General features: G+C 37.7%; 25 protein-coding genes. 9 read left to right on the plus strand and 16 right to left on the minus strand.

The features are described 5' to 3' along the window. Positions 1–76: 76 nt before the first annotated feature. The 10 genes from P1K33_RS05605 to P1K33_RS05650 all read right to left on the minus strand — a co-directional run bounded on the left by P1K33_RS05605 (position 77) and on the right by P1K33_RS05650 (position 8,988). Positions 77–913, minus strand: a complete 837-nt coding sequence (locus P1K33_RS05605) for an ABC transporter permease (protein ID WP_284651912.1) — start codon at positions 911–913, stop codon at positions 77–79. Between the two features lie 14 nt (positions 914–927). Further along, a complete protein-coding gene (locus P1K33_RS05610; protein ID WP_284651914.1) occupies positions 928–1,821 on the minus strand; it encodes an ABC transporter ATP-binding protein in 894 nt (297 codons plus the stop codon). A 47-nt stretch (positions 1,822–1,868) separates the two neighbouring features. After that, positions 1,869–2,135, minus strand: coding sequence for a DUF1660 family phage protein (locus tag P1K33_RS05615; RefSeq protein ID WP_284651915.1), 267 nt, complete (start codon positions 2,133–2,135; stop codon positions 1,869–1,871). A gap of 210 nt (positions 2,136–2,345) precedes the next feature. Continuing rightward, positions 2,346–4,190, minus strand: coding sequence for a hypothetical protein (locus P1K33_RS05620; protein ID WP_284651916.1), 1,845 nt, complete (start codon positions 4,188–4,190; stop codon positions 2,346–2,348). Positions 4,191–4,294: 104 nt separating this feature from the next. Then, on the minus strand, positions 4,295–5,353 hold the full coding sequence (locus tag P1K33_RS05625) for a nucleoid-associated protein (RefSeq protein WP_284651917.1): 1,059 nt from the start codon (positions 5,351–5,353) through the stop codon (positions 4,295–4,297). A gap of 116 nt (positions 5,354–5,469) precedes the next feature. After that, on the minus strand, positions 5,470–6,006 hold the full coding sequence (locus tag P1K33_RS05630; protein WP_284651918.1) for an IS1096 element passenger TnpR family protein: 537 nt from the start codon (positions 6,004–6,006) through the stop codon (positions 5,470–5,472). Positions 6,007–6,199: 193 nt separating this feature from the next. Then, a complete protein-coding gene (locus tag P1K33_RS05635; RefSeq protein ID WP_284651919.1) occupies positions 6,200–6,592 on the minus strand; it encodes a hypothetical protein in 393 nt (130 codons plus the stop codon). Between the two features lie 92 nt (positions 6,593–6,684). After that, entirely contained in the window at positions 6,685–7,281 is a 597-nt protein-coding gene (locus P1K33_RS05640) for an HPP family protein (RefSeq protein ID WP_284651920.1), read from the minus strand. Between the two features lie 6 nt (positions 7,282–7,287). Then, complete coding sequence (locus P1K33_RS05645) at positions 7,288–8,568, minus strand: chloride channel protein (RefSeq protein ID WP_284651921.1); 1,281 nt, start codon at positions 8,566–8,568, stop codon at positions 7,288–7,290. A gap of 69 nt (positions 8,569–8,637) precedes the next feature. Beyond that, positions 8,638–8,988: an MmcQ/YjbR family DNA-binding protein gene (locus P1K33_RS05650; RefSeq protein ID WP_284651922.1), complete on the minus strand. Its 351-nt coding sequence runs from the start codon at positions 8,986–8,988 to the stop codon at positions 8,638–8,640. A 120-nt stretch (positions 8,989–9,108) separates the two neighbouring features. Here P1K33_RS05650 and P1K33_RS05655 point away from each other — a divergent pair, with 120 nt between their 5' ends. From P1K33_RS05655 to P1K33_RS05685, 7 genes are all read left to right on the plus strand, one after another. Next, positions 9,109–11,316, plus strand: a complete 2,208-nt coding sequence (locus tag P1K33_RS05655; protein ID WP_284651923.1) for a TonB-dependent receptor — start codon at positions 9,109–9,111, stop codon at positions 11,314–11,316. A 120-nt stretch (positions 11,317–11,436) separates the two neighbouring features. Next, positions 11,437–12,057 (plus strand): hypothetical protein, encoded by a 621-nt coding sequence (locus tag P1K33_RS05660; protein WP_284651924.1) that lies wholly within the window; start codon positions 11,437–11,439, stop codon positions 12,055–12,057. Between the two features lie 32 nt (positions 12,058–12,089). After that, positions 12,090–12,269, plus strand: a complete 180-nt coding sequence (locus P1K33_RS05665; protein ID WP_284651925.1) for a hypothetical protein — start codon at positions 12,090–12,092, stop codon at positions 12,267–12,269. Positions 12,270–12,289: 20 nt separating this feature from the next. Then, positions 12,290–13,627: a 2TM domain-containing protein gene (locus tag P1K33_RS05670; protein WP_284651926.1), complete on the plus strand. Its 1,338-nt coding sequence runs from the start codon at positions 12,290–12,292 to the stop codon at positions 13,625–13,627. A gap of 2 nt (positions 13,628–13,629) precedes the next feature. Next, entirely contained in the window at positions 13,630–13,929 is a 300-nt protein-coding gene (locus P1K33_RS05675; protein ID WP_284651927.1) for a 2TM domain-containing protein, read from the plus strand. Positions 13,930–13,931: 2 nt separating this feature from the next. Beyond that, positions 13,932–14,240 carry a 2TM domain-containing protein gene (locus tag P1K33_RS05680; RefSeq protein WP_284651928.1) on the plus strand — a complete coding sequence of 103 codons (309 nt, stop codon included), beginning with the start codon at positions 13,932–13,934 and terminating at the stop codon, positions 14,238–14,240. Between the two features lie 150 nt (positions 14,241–14,390). Further along, a complete protein-coding gene (locus tag P1K33_RS05685) occupies positions 14,391–15,146 on the plus strand; it encodes a LytR/AlgR family response regulator transcription factor (RefSeq protein WP_284651929.1) in 756 nt (251 codons plus the stop codon). A 3-nt stretch (positions 15,147–15,149) separates the two neighbouring features. Here P1K33_RS05685 and P1K33_RS05690 read toward each other — a convergent pair whose 3' ends face one another. From P1K33_RS05690 to P1K33_RS05710, 5 genes are all read right to left on the minus strand, one after another. Further along, positions 15,150–15,491 (minus strand): hypothetical protein, encoded by a 342-nt coding sequence (locus P1K33_RS05690; RefSeq protein WP_284651930.1) that lies wholly within the window; start codon positions 15,489–15,491, stop codon positions 15,150–15,152. Positions 15,492–15,505: 14 nt separating this feature from the next. Next, positions 15,506–15,904 carry an OsmC family protein gene (locus tag P1K33_RS05695; RefSeq protein WP_284651931.1) on the minus strand — a complete coding sequence of 133 codons (399 nt, stop codon included), beginning with the start codon at positions 15,902–15,904 and terminating at the stop codon, positions 15,506–15,508. A gap of 42 nt (positions 15,905–15,946) precedes the next feature. Beyond that, positions 15,947–16,798, minus strand: coding sequence for a sulfurtransferase (locus P1K33_RS05700; RefSeq protein WP_284651932.1), 852 nt, complete (start codon positions 16,796–16,798; stop codon positions 15,947–15,949). A gap of 212 nt (positions 16,799–17,010) precedes the next feature. Further along, positions 17,011–17,463: a hypothetical protein gene (locus P1K33_RS05705; RefSeq protein WP_284651933.1), complete on the minus strand. Its 453-nt coding sequence runs from the start codon at positions 17,461–17,463 to the stop codon at positions 17,011–17,013. A gap of 203 nt (positions 17,464–17,666) precedes the next feature. Beyond that, the gene (locus P1K33_RS05710; protein ID WP_284651934.1) at positions 17,667–17,972 is read right to left on the minus strand and encodes a hypothetical protein; all 306 of its coding nucleotides are present in this window, start codon (positions 17,970–17,972) and stop codon (positions 17,667–17,669) included. 241 nt (positions 17,973–18,213) lie between these two features. Between P1K33_RS05710 and P1K33_RS05715 the strand changes: the two genes are divergently transcribed. Both P1K33_RS05715 and P1K33_RS05720 read left to right on the plus strand, forming a co-directional pair. Beyond that, positions 18,214–18,702, plus strand: coding sequence for a TlpA family protein disulfide reductase (locus P1K33_RS05715; protein WP_284651935.1), 489 nt, complete (start codon positions 18,214–18,216; stop codon positions 18,700–18,702). 6 nt (positions 18,703–18,708) lie between these two features. Continuing rightward, positions 18,709–19,314, plus strand: a complete 606-nt coding sequence (locus P1K33_RS05720; protein WP_284651936.1) for a thioredoxin family protein — start codon at positions 18,709–18,711, stop codon at positions 19,312–19,314. 275 nt (positions 19,315–19,589) lie between these two features. Here P1K33_RS05720 and P1K33_RS05725 read toward each other — a convergent pair whose 3' ends face one another. Next, positions 19,590–20,609 carry a COX15/CtaA family protein gene (locus tag P1K33_RS05725; RefSeq protein WP_284651937.1) on the minus strand — a complete coding sequence of 340 codons (1,020 nt, stop codon included), beginning with the start codon at positions 20,607–20,609 and terminating at the stop codon, positions 19,590–19,592. Positions 20,610–20,727 lie beyond the last annotated feature (118 nt).

The following is a 20,727-nucleotide window of genomic DNA, read 5'->3' on the forward strand; positions in this document are numbered from 1 at the left end:
AAATTAGCAAATAAAAAAGAAAACATAAAAGAAGTTTTCCTATTTATGTTTTCTTTAAGAATTGGTAAATGATTGATTATAAATCTCGTTTTTTGATTATCTGATAAGAAGAGAGAATGAAGATGGCTGTCCAGGCCAACACAATAAGAATCGAGGAAAAATGAACATCATAATCTTTGACACTGTTTTCTCCTACTGCGTTTTGGATATTTTGGATGGCACTCATTCTGGTAAATGGTTCAATGATTAGATTGCTCATTGATTCAAGAGGCGCAAAGGAATAAAACGTATCGACTCTCGGGTCTCTGTCAAAGAATTCAAATTTGGCGAAAGCATAGGATATTTTTTCACCTATAAACCAAAAGAATAAAAAACCTAACGCAAAAGCAGAGCGCTTTATCAGTACACCCAAAAACAAACAGAAGGAGAAAAACCCAAGAAGTTTCACAAAGTAAGCCAAAAGGTATTCCAACTCTGAAAATATTATGCTAGGTTCATTGTATGATGAAAAGCTCAAGCCCAGCAGTAGTGACATGACAAAGACAAATACTGTAGAGACTAAGGCAAAAAGCACGACGGTTAAAAACTTGGAAAGCATGAATTCCTTTTTGCTCATGCCGTCAATAAGGTTTTGCTTCAAAGTGCCATAACTGTACTCGTTGGCCATCATCGAGACGATGACTACCGCCAGGAAAAATTTGAGTAACGAAGCTACCCAGGTATTAAAATGCCAGATAAAGGGAAAATTGAAAATCCCCATTTCGGCAAAATGTATTTTAAAAGTTCCTATCTCAAACTTGATGGAAGCAATCAGGGCGATAAAAGAGAGAATGACAAAATAGCCTATAGTCAAAACTTTACTGGCGCGATTTTTCCAGATTTTTTGTAATTCAATGGCAAGTAATCTTTTCATGGTCGAGGCGTTTATTATTTGGTTAAAGCTAAAAATTGTTCTTCTAAACTCAGTTTTTTCATGACCAAATGATTCAGATAAATGCCTTTGCCAACCAGGTATTTGTTCAATTCGGCAGGATCAACATTTCTTTTGAAATGAACGATTACCTTACCTTCAACTTCCGAAATTTTTTCAATTTCCTGATGTTCATTGATGGTTTCAATCAGCTTGTTGTTGTCATTGGCTTGAAGTTCGAAATAAGCTTCGTGCGCTATCATTCCGTCAACTGTGCCATTGTACAGGATTTCGCCATAGCGCAAAACCAACACATGGCTGCACACTTTTTCGACTTCGTCCAATAGGTGAGAAGCCAAAAGAATCGTTGTGCCTTGAGAGGCAATCAATCTTATGATATCCCTGATTTGGTGAATTCCCTGTGGATCCAAACCATTGGTTGGTTCGTCCAAAATTAAAATTTCCGGGTCATTCAAAAGCGCAGAGGCAATGGCCAATCGTTGTTTCATTCCCAGGGAGAAAGTTTTGAACTTGCTGTCTTTCCTTTCCATGAGGCCAACAACAGTAAGTTTTTCATCGACTTTATCATAGCTGATGCCTTTGATTTTGCAAACCAATTCCAGGTTTTCTTTTGCCGTCATGTAAGGATAAAAATTGGGACGTTCGATGATAGCACCTACTTTTTTCAAAGCGTCGTGGGTTTCCATAGCGCCGTCAAACCAACTGTAGTCACCGGACGTTTTGTTGACCACATTCAAAACGATGCCTAAGGTGGTGGATTTTCCACTTCCGTTTGGACCGAGAATGCCATAAACATTGCCTTTGTGTATTTCGAGAGAAACGTCTTTTACCGCATGGATTTTGCCGTAACGTTTATTGAGTTTATGAATGGAGAGAATAGTAGATTCCAATGGTCAGTTTTTTTGATTTAAAATAGGACGAATGAAATCTTAATTTGTTACTGCTCTTTTTTTGGAAAGTAAAATTTATTGATAAATTGTTTTTTCAGATTCAAATAGAAAAGCGTTTCGTTAATGTCTTTGAGTTTAGAAGTCAAGGTTATTTTATGACCTCTGCTGTCATTGGTAGCCTGCAGTCTGCAAACTTCACATTCATACTCGCTGAAATGAAAATTGATTTTTTTGGTTTCCACAAAGCGATGTCCAAGAATGGAACAGCGATAATTCTTTTTCACCATTCCTTGAGTTAAGTAATTAATATTCATAGGATAGGGTTTTATTCCGCTACGCTTGTCACTAATTTACCGAATGTTCACTGAACATTCTCCTCTTAATATCAAATGTCTCGGGTTTGTTAGGCATAGTAAACTTATCATTTTGCCGTTTAAGTGCAAAATATAGTCGTTAAAATGCATTGTTTTAACTATTTAATAAGTATAAAACCTACAAAATTTAACAATTTGAAAACAATTAATTTACTTATAAGGAACAATGATTGGCTGCCCAATTTGGTAATCCGGAAGTGCTAAGTCATTGTTTTTGAATGAGTTTGACTTATAGATATTGCTTCCGTCAAAAGGAATAGACGGGTAATAAGAGAACGAAATTTGGAAGCTGTTGAACACCAAATAATCATTGTTGATTAAAACACCTAAACTGAATTTGGAATACAATCTGCCATCAAAAGAGTCATCGGTTTCATCTCCCAAAAGACCAAAAGTCATATTGTAAAACGGACTAAAGTGAAAACCATGCCAATTGCCCGGGGCATAAGTTTGGGTTTGAAAAGCCAATGATAATTTTCGGGTTCCATAGATCAGCGGATTATTAAACCCAGAAATACCATCGTCATCAGAGAGTTGAACCCGATCTTTTATGATTGGATTTCTGTGATTTCCGATGACCAAAATTGGTTTTATAAACTGTCTGATTTTCCAATCACCCCAAAACATAAGATTGGTAAAATAATTGCCTTCAACCCTGAAAGTGGTTTCTTCGGTACAACCATTGCTAAAAAAGCTTCCCCATTGGGCATTGATGCCAAAATAGCCCAACTTAAAGTAATCACCATAGGCAAAACGACCGCCAAAATAACTTCTTCTTCTATCGTTTTTATCCTGAAATCCTGCAGTTATCGAATATACTTGTCCATACGGAATATCTTCGATGATGCCAAAGTTGAACAAGTATTTGTCTTCGGCAAACTTTCGGGTATTCAAACCGATGGTGCCTAAATACAATTTTTCAGAAGCAAAAAATCGGGTCGGATCATAAGGCAATGTTGGTGTTTCCAAATAGTCTACATTCTTATAACCTATGGTAGTCACTAAATTGGTCGTCCTGAAATCTTCGTCTTTTCCTTTGAAAATCTTAAATGAATGGCCTAACCAATATTCCTGAGTTTCCAATTTGAATCGATGGTCTTCAAAAATACCGTTGGTATCCGGTAACGAATCAACGTAAAACTTATTTTCAATATAAACACCTCCGGCCAAACGGGTCAAAGGAGAGACAAACTGTCGTTCAAAACGCGCACTTTTGGTGGTATTGTTGTAAATTGAATTTTCATAAGTAAGAACCGTATTGATGTAAGTATTTTTAATATTACTAATCGAGTACTGACCGATATAAGCAGTTTGTCCCGTATCAAAAATTTTGGTGAAATCGTTTTTGAATTCGTGACCGAGACCAAAGAAATTACGCTCGGTGAGCTCAAAATTCCCTCGGGAACTCGACAAACTTCCGGACGGAATCAAACTCCAGGAATCCAAAACGCGTATCGAAATATCAACCGAATCTTTACTGCCGGGAATTTCTACCGGTTTGATAATCACAGAACGGGTATAGCGCTGGCGACGAATCAAACGCTCGGATTCTTTGACCACAATCGAATCTAAAGGTTCATTTTTTTTGAAAAGCAATAAGTTACGGATGGTCCAGTTTTTGGTTTTGAGATGCAGTCTGTTTCCAAATTTTTCAACGCCATTATGAGGTTCGTCTTTGTAATTGTCGACAGCATATCCAAACGGATCAAGGGTTTCTATATTGATGTTTCGGATGATTTTGCCTTCGCTTCTGTCGAATGCCTTTTTGATTAAGAACCTTTTCCTTTTGGCGCCGGAAGTAGGTTTTGGTTTTCGGCTGGATTTGAACAGTAATTTATAAACGGCTTTACTGAACTTACTTTTCTTGGAAATGGTTTCAATCTTCTTCAGTACTTTGGTAGAATCATTACCGCTATGCACTTCTTTTTCCTGCGCCAGGATATTTTGGCTGACAAGAAAAAACAGTAGGAAGTATGTGAAGTGTTTTAGGGTCATTATTGCTTTTATACAAAACGGGAAAGATATAAAAATATTGCCATGCATAAAAAAATCCCCAACCGTTTTAACAATTGAGGATGGTGTTTTTTCTTATGTTAGCTCTAAGATTTGTTTTCTTTATTGAAGTAAACCAAATAGTAATACATCTGTTTTTCTTCATCCCAACCTTTTTCAACAAATTTCTCTGCACTTTCCGGGTTGATGAAATCCAATTTGATTTGGATGTTGGTATCGAGATTAATCACGTTTTTGATTGACTTTCTCGCGTCGGTTACAGCGCTATTGGCAATCGGGAAGTTGGTAATGTCTTCGATGCTGTATTTTTCACCTTTGTCTACTTTATAGTTTTTAAACTCCGGAATCAAATCAGGATTGTCCAATACTTCGTTTAGAAAAGCCGTTTCTTCAAACTGGTCATTTTTGGCAAAATGATTCACCGCGCGGTTCATGAACATTACTTCTTCTTTTTTGTCTTCTGCAGGAAGCACCACATCTTTCGCAAAGCCCTGACAGAATTTTAAATACTTTTTGGTATAGAAATTCTCATCCTGGAATGCATCTACCGAAAGGAAATGCTCCAACCAATAACGCGCGTCATAACGGTTACTGTCTACAGTCAAAATCTTATAACCTTCTTCTTTTTTGTAATTGAAAATCAAACAGCCTTTGTCCAATTTGCTTAGGTTGATTCCCTGTTGTAAAATCATTTCCAAAGTAGTGCCTTTTTCTTCAAACTGCATAAAATCAGATTTGATTTCGCTTTTGAAAACCCCAATCGCATCCACGACATTATTGTCGATGGAAACATTGGTTAAATGCGCTACATATACTTCACCATTCTTGATGTGCGGATGATTTGATTGTTCGAAAAGGTGTTTGGTAATCTTTTTAGAAACCTCATGTGTATCACTTGGATTGGTGAAAAGCTCAGTCGCCAAGTTGAACATATCGTTGTATTCCAAATCTACATCGTGTGCAAACTGGAAATAGTTTTCTTCTTTTTCGCGGAACGATTTAAAGAAATATTCTTTTAAAAGCGGTACGATTTCGTCATTCAAACCATAAGGCTGGTCTGAAAGGAAAATGGCTTCGTTGCGGCTTTTGTTTCCAACACGGTGGATGGATAAAGATTCGATGTGGGCGTTAAATAGGTTGATCATTTGTAGCGGTTAGCTAGCTATCAGCGATTAGCCTTTAGCAGTTAGCTTTTTATAATTAATTAAATAGTGTAATGTTATCAAAGCTGAGCGCTAATAGCTTTCAGCTAAAAGCTAGGTTAATTCCAATTCTCCTCAAACCCATAGTCTTCGAAGCTGTCATCGCCGCCAAACATATCCAAATCGTCATCGTCTAAATCGTCTTCAAATTCCGCATAGAAATCTTCATTTTCGGCTTCAAATTCTTTTTCAGGAGCAATCGCAGGTAATACGCCGTGAGAGAACAATAGGTTTGGATAGATTACGCCAATTTCTTCCTCTTCAACTGCGGCCAATTCTACTAAAAATGTCCACATATTGATAAAGTCGTAAACGTAGATGATTTTGGTTTGGTCTTCGCCCAATAACTGATTCAATGGATAATCACTCATGATTTTTTGTTCGCCGACAATATCACCGGTATCAAACATCGGGATTTCCTCTTCCTGGTTCCATTGGTCATCACAAGTATAAAAAGAAGCCACTTCCAAACCGTCAAAACCAAACGCATTGACAATGGCATTGTGCAAATCTTCTAAAGTATCGGCTTCCTGAATCGCAATATCTCTGAAAACATCTTCTTCGGCATCAAGAATTGCTCTGAATTTATAAATCATAATCGTAATTTTTATAAGCGAGCAAAGATAAATTATAATTCATCATTATGAATTGTGAATTATGAATTGTTGAAAAGATTTTTTGAATTGCTACCCGAGTACGAAGTGCAAACGGTATGGAGCGAAGCGGAATAAATTGTTGAAAAGTATTTGCACAAAAAAACCTAGCGACTGTACTAGGTTTGCTTTATGGCTATTTTTTGGTTTTACACGTCTCAATGATTTTGTGAAATGTGTCGTTTAGCTTGGTTAAAGCTTTGGTTATTTCATCATCCGTCGCTTTTTCGAGTACCAATTGATTGACGGTCTTGGTTTCTTTTTTCAGAATGATCAAGGCTTCAATCAGCTTTGGACTGCGAAATTCCTGAGGCATGTTTTCAACCGATAAAGCTTCTGCTTTTTCCACCAGCAATTCAGAATACGTTTTAATCGGATCCAGATTTCCTTCTTCTGAAGAGTGAAATGTTTTTAGCATTACATCGTGGTACGCCTTAATTTGTGGCCATCTTTCGGTAATTGATAGTGCTGAAGCGCTATTAAAAGCAAAGAACGCGGCAAATGCAAAAAGCGATTTGAGAATTTTCATTGGTTAGGTGGTATATATTTGGCGGCACAAGTCTAACCATTTTTATTGATTATTTAAGTTAAAGCAGAAAATTATTTTAACAATTGTTTAGCTCAAAGATTTGCTGCGCGTTTGATTTTGTTTCTGATTTTGGTAAATCTTTTATCCGTTGGATATTGTCTGTTGGAAGTCATGTTGTTGAAAATCAAAGCCACTACGAGTAAGATAATCGAGCCAACAAATACAGGAGTGATGACATACCAATAGCCTAATTTTAGGATGGCTGGTGAACCGGTTACTGCTATCAATGCCGTTGCGCCACCCGGAGGATGTAAGGTTTTGGTGATTTGCATCATTACTATCGAAAGTGAAACAGCCAATGGTGCCGAAAGCCACAAAATATCAGGAATCAGTTTCTGAACTGTTACACCAACAATCGCTGAAATCAGATGACCACCAACCAGGTTTCGGGGTTGGGCTAACGGACTTTGGATTACGCCATAAACCAAAACACAAGAAGCGCCGAAGGAACCAATCAGAAAGACATAATCGGGTGGTGAAAATTTACCATACTGCAGATAAGCAATAATGCCCATTCCAATAAATGAACCCAAAAATGCCCAAAAGTGTTCTTTGAAATCAACTAAGGTTTCTTTGTAAAGTACGTATCGCGCCTTGCGGTAATTGCGTTTTATTTTTTCAACAGGCATGCAGCATTATGATTTAGCCGAAGCATTATAGGTATAAACCGTAAACGGATAAATGGCTTGCGCAGTATATTTGGCGACCAAACAAGTCAGGAATATCGGGAAAAACAAAGTGTAATCATTAATAATCCCACAGGTTAAAAAGATGGCTGTAAATGGGGCATTAATGCTGGCACTGAGCATAGCGCCCATTCCTAAAATCATAAAGTTAAGCGGAATCACATTGGTATTAAAAAAAGTATTCAGGCAAATCGCCAACAACAAACCAAGAAATCCACCGATAAAAATACTCGGAGCAAACACACCGCCATCGCCACCCGAAGCCAAAGTCGCCGAAGTGACAATGGGTTTCAGAATAATAATTCCTAAAAAAGTTATGGCTAATGACAGTGTCAATATCGTTTGATTGGCCACCAAAATATTTTCTTTAATGGCATGATATCCTTCACCGTACAATTGCGGAAGAACCAGTAAAGAAGCACTTAAAATGATAGTACCAAAGAGAATTCTGTTTGTATGTTTTTTGATTCTGGAAAAACTTTTTTTGAAATACAACACACATTTCGTCAGGTAAACAGAATGTAAACCAGCAATGATTCCCAATAAAACAAAATAGGGAATCGCATACCAATGCCAACCGTGAAGCTGTACCGCAAACAATGGTTTCTCATCCAACAGGAATATGATTAGGCAAGCAACGGCTGTGGCAATGGTGCAAGTCAACAGAAAAACGTTATTTACTTTTTTGGAAATCACTTCCCAGGCAAATAAAATTCCGGCAAACGGACTAAAAAATAATGCCGTTATTCCCGCTGAAACACCGGCGCAAATGAGTTCCGTTTTGTGTCGGTTGAAAAAGTTTTCTTTCTCTTGCGCGATAGAACCAATAGTAGCTGTAGCGACAACCGTAGAAACTTCAATCCCGGTTGAACCTCCAAAAATGACCGTAATAAAGCCATTGATAAAGTGCGACGGAATTTTGTAGAGAGGCAAACTATTTCTGCGTTGGGCTGTAGTTTCAAAGATTTCGCGTATGCCTTTGTTTTCTTTTTTCTGAAACAAATACCGGCGTAAAATATAAATAACCGATAAGCCCAACAGCGGGAAAAGGATAAAAAAGAACCAATTTTGGGTGGCTTTTCCTAAAAGGATGGTTTCATAATGTTCGGTGATTCGTTTCAGAACAATCGCCAAAAAAGTACTGAGCAACCCAATTAAAACCGCTACAAGAATCAGTTTTTGGTATTTAATAAAGTGGAATTTTTTTTTAATCTGTGCTGTGGTACTCATCCGGGGAAACTAAGTTTTTACAAAGTTACTCTTTGAAAAACGAAATCCTGACAGCAGAAAGTTAAAATTTTAAACCAAACCCAATTCCTTTTTAATCTTAAGCGATAGTTTTTCTTTGACTAATTTATACGATTGTTGAGTATAATGTTCCCATTCCTTAGCCGAGAGTGTGTTGATGTCTTCCACCAAAACCCATTTGTATTTGGCCACATAAGGCGCAGGTTTGATTCCGGTTCGGGTGTTCATTTCTTCAAATTCTTCTTCCAGAACCTTGAATGAAGCTGAAGTTGGCGATTCATTCAAACCAACGACACAAAACATTTTTCCGCCAATGCAAAAACACAAATCGTTATGCCACTTGATATCTTCAGTGACGTGAGGTAATTGGTTGCAAATGGCTTGGAGTTCTTCGATGTTCATCTGTTTTGATTTTCTTTAGACTGTAAATTTACAATTCATCCCATCAATATAACAATTCGGTAAACTTAAATTTCATAGTTTTATCCTTTGTCGGAAGTTTGCTTCATCAAAACAAAACCAATGAAATCGGAGATTCACGAACACAGAAAAAAAACAATAAGCAAAAGAGTGAGTAATGCAACAATTTGCACTTTTTTACTTTTCTTAATTGCTTTAAACAGCAATGCACAACAGATTATTTCGGGTAAAGTACTTGATGAAAAAAGCAAACCAATCGCCGGCGCCAATATCTTTATTGATGGCACTTACGATGGTGGTTCCACCGATGAAAAGGGTGAATTCAAATTTACCACAACCGCCAAAGGCAATCAGATTTTGGTCATCAGCTTTTTGACTTATGAAACGCTGAAAGTCACGATTGAGATAGCAACTTGCCAAAACAAATCATTCAAACTCAAAGAAAGTGTCAACACACTCGATGCGGTGATTGTTACCGCCGGAACGTTTGATGCCGGAGATAAAGCCAGGGTTTCTGTCTTGAAACCATTGGATATTGTAACTACAGCCGGAGCGATGGGCGATATTGTTTCGGCTTTGCAAACCTTACCCGGAACACAAACGGTAGGTGAAGACGGTCGATTGTTTGTTCGTGGTGGTGAAGCCGATGAAACCCAAACGTTTGTGGATGGGATTCGCGTGGCCCAACCTTATGGCGCAACAACCGCGAATGTGCCAACACGTGGACGCTTTTCTCCGTTTTTATTTAGCGGAATGTCATTTTCGACCGGTGGTTATTCTGCCGAATATGGCGAAGCGTTATCGAGTGTTTTGTTGTTGAATACCCAAGATGAAGCGACCGAAGAGAAAACCGATATTTCATTGATGTCGGTTGGATTAGGTTTGGCCAATACCCAAAAATGGAAAAACAATTCGTTGAGTTTTAATACCGCCTATATCAATTTGGAACCCTATCAAAAAGTATTTCCGCAACGCGCCGATTGGAACAAACCTTTTCAGTCGCTTTCGGGTGAAGCGGTTTACAGACACAGTTTTACCAATGGTATGTTCAAACTGTACGCTGCTTTTGATGCGTCGCAATTTGACATCAACAGCGAATCCATCAACAATCCCGATAAAATCAGAGTGGATTTGGATAACAATAATTTCTATCTGAATTCGTCCTATAAAGGCAACTTTGGTTCGCAATGGCAATTGTTTACCGGATTGAGTTATGGCTACAGCCAAAATAAAATCGGCTTGGATTTGGACAAAGTATCCAATTTGGAACATTCTTCCCATCTGAAATTAAAACTGAAAAAGTCTTTTTCCGACAGGGTAAAGTTGTCTTTTGGTGGAGATTATTTCATTACCCAATTTGACGAAGATTTCAAGCAATACCAAGGCGATACGTTCAGCAGTGGTTATAACGCGAACATCGCGGCATTCTTCACCGAAGCGGATATTTTCTTCTCTAAAAAGTTTGCCATAAAAGTGGGTGCCAGACTATCCAACAATGATTTGCTGGAGGAAACGGTGGTTTCTCCGAGAGCATCATTGGCCTATAAAGTTTCCAAAAACGGTCAGTTTTCGTTTGCCTACGGCAGTTTTACCCAAGCGCCAAGACAAGACTATTTGAAATACGCCGATTATCTGGAAAGTGAAAAAGCGCAACACTATATCCTGAACTACCAATATAGCAAAGACCGAAGAACTTTCCGTTCTGAGATTTATTTAAAGGAATATTCCGATTTGGTAAAATATGATACCGAAGCTTCTGAATTTGATACCAATTTCAGCAACACGGGAACAGGTTATGCCAGAGGTTTGGATATTTTTTGGCGCGACAATAAAACCATCAAAAATGTGGAATACTGGATTTCCTATTCCTATATCGACACGCAAAGAAACTATAAAAATTTCACGGCTGAAGTAACACCGAGTTTTGTGGCCAATCACAGTTTGAGTGTTGTAAGCAAATGGTGGATCAACAAATTAAAATCGCAGTTGAGTGTGACCAATTCGTTCACGACCGGAAGACCATACAACAATCCGAATGAGGCAGAGTTTATGAACGGCAAAACCAAAGGCTACAATAATTTGAGTTTGGGCTGGGCTTATCTGATGTCACAACAAAAGATTTTGTATTTTTCAGTATCGAATGTATTGGGAACAGCCAATGTTTTTGGGTATGAATATGCCAATTCACCAAATCCCGATGGCGTGTACAACCGAAGAACCATCAGGCCAACAGCAGATCAGTTTTTCTTTGTAGGTTTCTTTTGGACGATTAGTGAGAATAAGAAGGACAATCAGTTGGATAACCTTTAAAAGAACAATTCATCCATCAAAAATGACAGTTCGGTAAGTATAAGTTTTACAGCAAATAAAACCGCGATACTTTTGAACTATAAATTAAAAGAGTTTTAATCATCAATAAAATTAAAAGACATGACAAAAATTATCACCACAATCGCATTATTGGTTTGCTCATTATTAGGAGCGCAAACACAATTTGAACAAGGAATGGGAAAATCACTCGGGCTTTGGAAAGAAGGAAAAGCACAGGAAGCTTCAGATTTGATGGAGCGCATTGCGGCCGCAGAAAAAACCAATTGGTTACCGAATTATTATGTAGCTTTAATCAATACAACGGAGGCATTCAATCCGGCGAACAAAGCAAAAGTGGCGGCCTTATTGGAAAAAGCGCAAAACGCACAGGACGAAGCGTCAATGATCAGTTTGAATAACCCGGAACTTATGGTGATGCAGGCAATGATTTACACTGCATTGATTGTTCAGGATCCGATGGTCAACGGGATGAAATATTCTCCAAAAGTGATGGAATTGTATACCAAAGCCAAAATCATAGCGCCGGAAAATCCAAGAGCCGTATATTGTAAAGCCGAATTTGAAATCAATGGTGCACAATGGACCGGTGCCGACGTGAAAAAATTATGTCAGGATTTGCAAAGTGCTATTCCGTTATTTGAAAAGTTCAAACCGGAAAGCCCTTTTCACCCAAACTGGGGATTGGATAGAGCAAAGGAAGCTTTGAAGAATTGTAAATAAGAACAAAAACTAACCAATAAAATAAACAAATCATGGAAAATCAAAACCAAAACAAAGAAGTAAACAAATTAGCCGGAATGATATTCGTCGGATTTATGTTTGTCGGTATCGCCTCGGGAATGTATTTTGGCCACGTAGCAGTGGGAACTTTAGCCGGAATGGGTGTTGGATTTATTGCTTCGGCGATGTACCGATCGGAAAAGAATAAATAAAACACTTTAAAATTTCAGTAATGAAACCATTGATAAAAGAAATCCCAAGAGCAATCATTTTATCGGTCACTATCTTTTTAGTGCTGCAATTGATTCGGTTGATTACGGGAAACCAGATTCACTTCGATGCTGCTTTGTTGAGCAACTTTGGCTATACGATGTTGTATGGACTTTCGTTATACATGGCCAATGCAATGCTTTTCATGTATTTGGATCGCGTTTTCAAAGCCGACAGATTTACGCCGAAAAGAATATTTCTTGGTTTTACCCTGTCATTTCTGATTTCAATTGTCGTTATTTTTTTACTGAGGGTTTTTGAAGATGTAATTGTTGAAGGAAGATCGTTTGCCACTTTTTTCAACAACGAATCGTTTAGCAATTACCTGGTTTCAATCATCATAACGTTCATTGTCACCTTGGCATTTCATGCGATTTACTTCTATAAGGCTTATGCCGAAAGCAAAGTCAAAGAGCAAAAAGTTATCGCCGGAACGGCTTCGGCACAGTTTGAAAGTTTGAAAAACCAAATCGATCCGCATTTCCTGTTCAATAGCCTGAATGTATTGAGTTCGCTTATAGAGGAAAATCCGGATAACGCACAAAAATTCACGACTTCACTGTCTAAAATCTACCGCTATGTTTTGGAACAAAAGGACAAAGAGCTGGTTTCAGTGGATGAGGAATTGGCTTTTGCCAAAACCTATATGAACCTGCTCAAAATGCGTTTTGAAAACAGCATCAGCTATGAATTACCGGCAGAATTCGGGAATCCGGAGGCTAAAGTCGTGCCTTTATCGCTGCAGCTTTTATTGGAAAACACTATCAAACACAATGTTGCGAGCGAACAAAAACCATTGCACATCAGGATTTATATCGAGAACAATTACCTGATAGTTGAGAATAATTTACAAAAGAAAGAAGTCCTGCAGGATAGAAAAGGCGTTGGCTTGCAAAACATCGTCAACCGTTATGCCTTGATTTCGGAACGAAAAGTTTTGGTAGATCAGACCGAAACGGCTTTCAAGGTAAAAATCCCGATTTTAACCAAACAAATCGTCATCATGGAAACGAAAAATATATACAACGAAAATATGGCTTATATGAAAGCCAAGGAGAGAGTGGAAAAACTCAAAGGATTCTACGGTAACCTGATTTCGTACTGTTGTGTGATTCCGTTTTTAATCTTTATCAATCTCAGAACCGGCGGATTTCAATGGTTTTGGTTCCCAATGTTCGGCTGGGGAATGGGCTTGACGTTTCACGCTCTGGAAACCTTTGGCTATGGAAAATCATGGGAAGAGAGAAAGATCCAGGAGATTTTGAATAAGGAAGACAACAAAAACCAAAAATGGAGTTAGCCATGGAAACAAACAACGACTTCGAAAGATACCAACGCGCCAAAAAACAGGTAGAAAAAATCAAAGGGTTTTACACGCATTTGGCGGTTTATATAGTTGTTATGGCAGGCTTGATTTATCTCAATCTGAGGTATACACCACAGTATTTGTGGTTTCTCTGGACCTTTGTAAGTTGGGGAATTGGATTGCTTTTTCATGCCGCGCTTATTTATAATGTCTTTTCATTCTTGGGAAAAGACTGGGAAGAAAGAAAAATTAAACAATTCATGGACGAAGAAAATAAAAGAAATAAATTTGAATAGTTATGCTAAACGAAGACGAAATTAAATACCAGGAAGCCGCCAAACGCGTGAAGAGAATCAAAGGATTTTATACGCATGCCATAGTTTATGTGGTGATTAATATTATGATCATCATTGCGAAAATGCAATTTGGTGATAATGGACATTGGAGTTTTGAATTGAGACATTTTTCCACGGCTTTATTTTGGGGAATCGGTTTAATAGCGCACGGCATGTCGGTTTTTATGCCAGGCATTATCCTGGGTAAAAACTGGGAAGATAAAAAGATTAAGGAATTGATGGAGAAGGAAAAGAATAATAAATGGGAATAATTCAAAAAGCAGAATGCAGATTGAATTTATCAAATAACCAAATTGACGAATAACCAAATGAACATAATAATCATTGAAGACATTTGAAATTAAAAGGAGAATGTCCAGTGGACATTCGGAACTAATATGACCTCAATTAGCAAAAGGAAAATGAATATTATCATAATAGAAGACGAGAAGCCCGCCGCAAGACTGCTCCAACGCAAAGTCGAAAAACTCGGCCTGCAGGTCAATACCCTGTTGCATTCTGTAGAAGAATCGATTCATTGGTTCAATTCCAATACGCATCCCGATTTGATTTTTCTGGACATCCAGTTGTCTGATGGTTTGTCGTTTGAAATCTTTGAAAATATCGATATCAAAAGCGCGGTGATTTTTACCACGGCCTATGACGAATACGCCTTGCGTGCGTTCAAGCTGAACAGTATTGATTATTTGTTGAAACCGATTGACGAAGATGATTTGGAAACTGCGGTCAATAAATTCAAGACGAGAAATATGGCGGCGCCCAATCTTTCGCTCGACTTCGAAATGATCAAGAAAATGTTGGTCAACCCGATTGACAGAGTGTATAAAAAGCGCTTCACCATCAAAATGGGACAGCAACTCAAGATGATTAACATTGAGGAAGTCGAATGTTTCTACAGCGAAAACAAAGGCACTTATATCCATACGCTGGACAACCGTGATTACTTATTGGACATCACTTTGGAACAACTCGAAACCGAACTCGATCCGGCAGATTTCTACCGTGTGTCGCGCAAATTCATCATCCCGATGAAAACCATCAAAGAGATCCAACTCCACAGCAATTCAAGACTGAAAGTGATTTTACCGACCTACAAAGACGATGAGGTGATTGTGGCAAGAGAAAGAGTGAATGATTTTAAGGAATGGTTGGGGTAAGGCCTATTCTTTTAATTTTGCAATTCTGGAATTAATAAGTTCAATTTCAGTTTCTACATCAAATAACTCCGCTTTATATTCGTTGCGTTTGACAATTAACCCCCATATTAATACGGCTGAAAATATACTGCCAATAAATAAAATGCTTTTTTCGGTGCCCATTATACTGACCAGATTTTGGCCCTTACCTCTCAACGGGATGAATGGAATCACCAAAGTCGCTATGGGATAAATGAGAATGGGTTTGATTAGGAACTTAAATTTTGTTTTTTTCAGGTGGTTTAGCTTTTCCTGTAAGGCTGTTTTTTCTTTTTCCAATTGATCGAGGGCAATCCTATTTTGCATTTTTTTATGGCAGATTAAGAGGTTAGTGTAATATTAATTCCTTTTCTCAGCGTGTTGTGTACTTCCGCAATATTGTCGGTGTATTGTATCAAGTCCTCGATTTCGCGCTGCGGCGCCTCCGAAATGATGTTTACGGTATAGGTGAAATTGGAACCGGTTTCCCCTTCGGCGCCAAATTCGCCATGGCAGACCACTTCCACATCGGTTAGCTGCAAATTTCGCTTGGCGGCTTCCCTGTAAATGTCATTGCAGAAACAGGTGGCCAGCGACAACAGTAGCAGTTCTCCGCCATTGACCGAAGAACCAAAACCGGATGCTTTTGGGGCAATGCTTATTCCTTTCGCATCATTATTGGTCTGAACCAGGATGTCGTGTTGGTTAAAACTGCTTTTGATGGAAGCTGAGATTTTCATGTTTTAATATGTTTAATAGTTTTGGCAAACCTAACGGTTATGTCAGGCGTTCGTTTTTTCTATCTTTTTATTGTTTCTACTCCATTCACTCCAGGAACCGACATAAAGTTTTGGCATTTCCATTTCAGCGTATGCTAATGCTAATAATGTATGACAAGCTGTTACACCCGAACCACAATGAATGATAATATTTTCCGGTTTCGTTTTTCCAAACTTGGCCTCGTATTTTAATTGCAGCTCATTTGGTTTTAGGAATAGCCCATTAGGGTCTAAATTTTCTGTAAAAGGAATGTTTATCGCTCCCGGAATATGCCCGGCAATTAAATCAATAGGTTCAGTTATGCCATCATAGCGTTCTGTATCTCTAACATCTACTACGATATGACTTTTGTCCTGAGATATTTTTTCTACTTCGTTAATTTCTATTGTTGGTAATTCCCATTTAACAACCTGGTATGGTTGAGAGTTTTGTTTAATAACTTCTGTTTTTGAACTTAATGGGAAATGATGATTTTTAGCTTCATTTTTGCCACCGTTAAGCACTTGAACTTTTTTGTGCCCGACTGATTTTAGCATCCACCAAAATCTGGCAGCGGCGTTTGAACCATTTTTGTCATCATAAATCACAATGTGGCTATCTTTAGAAATTCCAAGCTCTGTCAGGGTTTTAGCAAAACTTTCAATTTGTGGTAAAGGATGCCTTCCGCCATTCGAAAAGTCACTTTTTATGTCTGCGAGTTGAGAATTTAAGTCAACAAAAATGGCACCTTCTAAATGCTCCCGTTCATAATCCGATTTTGCATTTTTACTGTTGCTCACATCGAAAATTAGCACATCTGAATTTTTATATATTTTCAAAAGTTCATCTGCTTCTATAATCGGGGAAATTTTCATGGTAATTTGGTAGTTTCTGTTTGAATTGGGTTTCTGTTAAAATGATGTATAACGTTCCGCGGATTGGTACTGTTGCGGAAAGTTAGCAAAAAATATTATAAGAAATTGTAAAATTCAGCGTATTTTCCAAGACCCGCGGCCAAAGGCCGAACGGTGCGAAGCAAAAGACAAAACCAGTTATTACCCCAAACGGCTGTTAGTAGAAGGTGTTACTATTTGCTTTTACATATCATGTATTTGCAAACTTCATCACTTCTCTCAATAAAGATTTTATCTGTATTTAGTCTTTCAAAAGTATATTCAGGTAAACTATTGTCTGCTCTGTATTTTATAATATTTTGAAGAAATAAATCAATTATCTTTTTATCAGTTTCTGTAACGTTTTTCGAATCGAAATTCTCGATTCCTAAAATCCAAATATCTGTATATTCTTGTTTAGGCCTTAATAGATTTTGCAATTTTTCAGATAAGTCAAATAAAGTTGCTTTGTTAGTTAAAAACACGATTGTTGCTCGAGAATAACTATAACTGGCATTAACTAATTGATAAGTTGCATAGACTTTATCATCAATTTTACGGTGATAATCACTAATTTCTAACTTGACGTTTTGTCCAAAACAAATTCCAGTTTGAAAAAGTAAATATGTAAAGATTAGTTTTCTCATTTATGATGTTTCTTATGAAAAGCGACTCGTAAAATGCTTTTTGCTTACGTTCCGCGGCTTCGCGCAGTGCCGGCAAGTTAAAGAAAAATATAATAAGAAATGCTGAAGTTCAGAGTATTTCCAAGACCCGAGGCAAAGGCCGAACGGTGCGAAGCAAAAGACAAACTAGCTATTGTGCTAAACCGCTGTTAACGGTAGTACTTTTATATTACAATAAAACCTTTAAAATATGAGTAACTAAAAAATAAAAGAATGCTTATTTCAGCTAGTAAATATGTGATAAAATTTGTATTAAACTCCTTAAAATTTTTATATAGATTAAAAATTATTGGTGGAAATAAAACTATGTAGATTGATATTCTTCCCCACAACAAAGCCGTTGGACTCATTGAGCCAGCACCTTCTCCAAAATATCCCCAGAGGAACAAGAATGAAGCAAAAAAAAGTACAACAGAATAGAAAATTTCTAGAAATATAACTTTAACTAAAAGCTCAAAATCGATTTTCATTTTTAATATATGTTTGTCTAGCATTACCGCTAACTAGTCTATAAGTATGATAAAATCACCCCTATCTGTCTTCTTAGACCACATTGGGATGACAACCATCAGACATCAACAGCTAATATGTTCCGCTAAAATACTAATTATTTCCTACAGAATGGCGATATGTTAAAGTTGGTAAAATTTTGTTAAGTAAATGACAAGCTAAACCCTAACTCGCTAACTTCGTTACACTTAATTTTCTCCTATGAAGTTACTTTACACTTTGTCCATCTTTTTCACGCTGACCTTCGTCAATACTGCTTTGGCGCAAAAAGTGGTGTCTTATCAAAAGTTTGAGGCCTTTGAAAAAGCGGTAATCAAGGAAGATGAAAATGTGTATGTGATTAATTTTTGGGCGACTTGGTGTGCTCCGTGTATCAAGGAATTGCCGCATTTTGAAAAACTCCACGCCGAAAACAAAAAAGTAAAAGTGATTTTGGTCAGCCTCGACAGCCAAAAAGACTTAGAGAAAAAGCTCCTTCCATTTATCGACAGAAAAAAAATCACGGCAGAAGTCATCCTGCTCAGCGACAAGGATTACAATTCGTGGCTGCCAAAAATAGACAAAGACTGGTCGGGTTCCATTCCGGCGACGTTAATCATACAAGGGAAAAAACACTCATTTGCCGAAAGGGAATTTGACAGTTTTACCGAACTCAACGACTACGTTAACTCATTTATCAATCTAAATTAATAACACATGAAAGTATTACCCTTATTAATTGTTTTCGTCAGTAGCTTTTTTATGGGCGAAACGCCAGCCCATAGCGGTTACCATCCGGGAGACAAGGCAGCCGATTTCAAACTGAAATCCGTTGACGGAAAAATGTACAGCATGGCCGATTACAAAGACGCCAAAGGATTTATTGTGGTTTTCACCTGTAACACTTGTCCGTTTGCGATTAAGTATGAAGATCGTATTATCGATTTGGCCAAAAAATACAAAAAGCAAGGTTATGTATTGTTGGCTATCAATTCCAATGATCCTGAAGTGCAGCCTGATGATACTTACGAATTGATGAAAGCCAAAGCCAAAGAGAAAAAATTTGCGTTTCCTTATTTAGTGGATGAAGGGCAAAAGATTTATCCGCAATATGGCGCGACCAAAACACCGCATGTGTTTTTATTGGACAAAAATTTAGTGGTAAAATACATCGGCGCGATTGATGACAATTCAGATGATGCTTCAGCCGTAAAAGAAAAATACCTTGAGAATGCGATTGCCGCTCTCCAAAGCGGAAAAGAACCATCTCCGAATTTAACGAAAGCGATAGGCTGTTCGATTAAAGCGAAGAAAAAAGTATAAAGAAAAGCCCCGTCTGGTTGTGGTAGCAGACGGGACTTTTTTTTGGAAATAACTCATTGATGCAGTATTTCCTAATGCAATTTCTCCCATTTTTTTATTTCTCCACCTAACATAAAGAAAGTCATTGTGGGTTAAATTAATGTGACTTATTGTTTTAACAATTTGTCCACTATAAATTTCATCATTTTTAGGGAAATAGGCTTTGCAAAATTATTATTCAAAATTGCATAATTCACACAATAATTTCTTTCCGAATGTCAATTTAAGGAAGCGTATTATTTTGATAACCTATGCAAGGTATAAGTCATCGCTGTCAGTAGGAAGAAAGCCATCACTTGATGCGTCAATCCCAACCAAAGCGGAACGGCATACAACAAAGTGAAAACCCCTAAGGCGAATTGGACAAACACCAATAAAACCAAGACATTCAATCCGTTTTGTTGTTGGGCAGAAAGCGTATGTTTTTTACTTTTGAAATATAAGAAAAGAATCAAGCCAACCACGACATAAGCCATCGTTCGGTGCACAAATTGTACACCGCTTTTGCCTTCGGTAAAACGGAGTAACCAACTGTCTTTTTCCAAAGCAATGCTCTCATGAAAAAACTGTCCGTCACTCATCAGCGGCCAATGGTTGTGAATTAATCCTGCATTTAATCCGGCGACAAAACCACCGTAAATAATTTGAGCGATTAGGAAAAACATCGTAATTTGCGCTAATTTTTTCAACGGCAAAATGACTTCCTTTCTTTCGGGATAAATTAAATCCAAAGCCACCCAAAGCGTGTAAGCAAAGGTGATAAAGGCAAAGGTCAAGTGCAGCGCTAATCTGAAATGACTCACATCGGGATTGTCAACCAATCCGCTTTTGACCATAAACCAGCCAAAGAAACCTTGCAACGCACCCATTCCAAGCAGGACAAAACATTTGTTCAATGTTGGTTTGTCGATCCTCTTTTTGAGTAAAAAATATAAGAAAGGCACAATAAAAACCAACCCAATAATACGCCCGATAAAACGGTGGAACCATTCCCAAAAATAAATGAATTTGTAATCCTCTAATTGGAAATCGTTATGGATATTGATTTTTTGGTACTCGGGAAATTGCTTGTAAGCGTCAAAAGCCTGCTGCCATTTTTCTTCAGTCAACGGTGGTAAAGTATCGGTTACCAAATGCCAGTCGGTCATCGATAAACCCGAGTTGGTCAAACGGGTAATACCGCCAACGACCACCATGATAAACACTAAAACACATCCGGAAAGTAGCCAGTAAATGACGGCTTTGTCTTTTTTCATATTCTTTTAGTTTCTGAGTGCCTGAGCTTCTGAGTGCCTGAATGGCAAATTTAAATTGCTTTTATTCTTTTTTACCTTAAACAAATTATAATAATCTATTAATTCATTTTCAAATTTT

It is taken from the genome of Flavobacterium terrisoli, from assembly GCF_030167905.1.
GTDB classification, from domain to species: Bacteria; Bacteroidota; Bacteroidia; order Flavobacteriales; family Flavobacteriaceae; genus Flavobacterium; species Flavobacterium terrisoli.

Bases quoted from the DNA above. Each gene is read 5' to 3' on its own strand.
- P1K33_RS05605 (WP_284651912.1), bottom strand. From the start codon at position 913: ATGAAAAGATTACTTGCCATTGAATTACAAAAAATCTGGAAAAATCGC.
- P1K33_RS05615 (WP_284651915.1), bottom strand. From the start codon at position 2,135: ATGAATATTAATTACTTAACTCAAGGAATGGTGAAAAAGAATTATCGC.
- P1K33_RS05620 (WP_284651916.1), bottom strand. From the start codon at position 4,190: ATGACCCTAAAACACTTCACATACTTCCTACTGTTTTTTCTTGTCAGC.
- P1K33_RS05625 (WP_284651917.1), bottom strand. From the start codon at position 5,353: ATGATCAACCTATTTAACGCCCACATCGAATCTTTATCCATCCACCGT.
- P1K33_RS05630 (WP_284651918.1), bottom strand. From the start codon at position 6,006: ATGATTTATAAATTCAGAGCAATTCTTGATGCCGAAGAAGATGTTTTC.
- P1K33_RS05635 (WP_284651919.1), bottom strand. From the start codon at position 6,592: ATGAAAATTCTCAAATCGCTTTTTGCATTTGCCGCGTTCTTTGCTTTT.
- P1K33_RS05640 (WP_284651920.1), bottom strand. From the start codon at position 7,281: ATGCCTGTTGAAAAAATAAAACGCAATTACCGCAAGGCGCGATACGTA.
- P1K33_RS05645 (WP_284651921.1), bottom strand. From the start codon at position 8,568: ATGAGTACCACAGCACAGATTAAAAAAAAATTCCACTTTATTAAATAC.
- P1K33_RS05650 (WP_284651922.1), bottom strand. From the start codon at position 8,988: ATGAACATCGAAGAACTCCAAGCCATTTGCAACCAATTACCTCACGTC.
- P1K33_RS05655 (WP_284651923.1), top strand. From the start codon at position 9,109: ATGAAATCGGAGATTCACGAACACAGAAAAAAAACAATAAGCAAAAGA.
- P1K33_RS05660 (WP_284651924.1), top strand. From the start codon at position 11,437: ATGACAAAAATTATCACCACAATCGCATTATTGGTTTGCTCATTATTA.
- P1K33_RS05665 (WP_284651925.1), top strand. From the start codon at position 12,090: ATGGAAAATCAAAACCAAAACAAAGAAGTAAACAAATTAGCCGGAATG.
- P1K33_RS05670 (WP_284651926.1), top strand. From the start codon at position 12,290: ATGAAACCATTGATAAAAGAAATCCCAAGAGCAATCATTTTATCGGTC.
- P1K33_RS05675 (WP_284651927.1), top strand. From the start codon at position 13,630: ATGGAAACAAACAACGACTTCGAAAGATACCAACGCGCCAAAAAACAG.
- P1K33_RS05680 (WP_284651928.1), top strand. From the start codon at position 13,932: ATGCTAAACGAAGACGAAATTAAATACCAGGAAGCCGCCAAACGCGTG.
- P1K33_RS05685 (WP_284651929.1), top strand. From the start codon at position 14,391: ATGAATATTATCATAATAGAAGACGAGAAGCCCGCCGCAAGACTGCTC.
- P1K33_RS05690 (WP_284651930.1), bottom strand. From the start codon at position 15,491: ATGCAAAATAGGATTGCCCTCGATCAATTGGAAAAAGAAAAAACAGCC.
- P1K33_RS05695 (WP_284651931.1), bottom strand. From the start codon at position 15,904: ATGAAAATCTCAGCTTCCATCAAAAGCAGTTTTAACCAACACGACATC.
- P1K33_RS05700 (WP_284651932.1), bottom strand. From the start codon at position 16,798: ATGAAAATTTCCCCGATTATAGAAGCAGATGAACTTTTGAAAATATAT.
- P1K33_RS05705 (WP_284651933.1), bottom strand. From the start codon at position 17,463: ATGAGAAAACTAATCTTTACATATTTACTTTTTCAAACTGGAATTTGT.
- P1K33_RS05710 (WP_284651934.1), bottom strand. From the start codon at position 17,972: ATGAAAATCGATTTTGAGCTTTTAGTTAAAGTTATATTTCTAGAAATT.
- P1K33_RS05715 (WP_284651935.1), top strand. From the start codon at position 18,214: ATGAAGTTACTTTACACTTTGTCCATCTTTTTCACGCTGACCTTCGTC.
- P1K33_RS05720 (WP_284651936.1), top strand. From the start codon at position 18,709: ATGAAAGTATTACCCTTATTAATTGTTTTCGTCAGTAGCTTTTTTATG.
- P1K33_RS05725 (WP_284651937.1), bottom strand. From the start codon at position 20,609: ATGAAAAAAGACAAAGCCGTCATTTACTGGCTACTTTCCGGATGTGTT.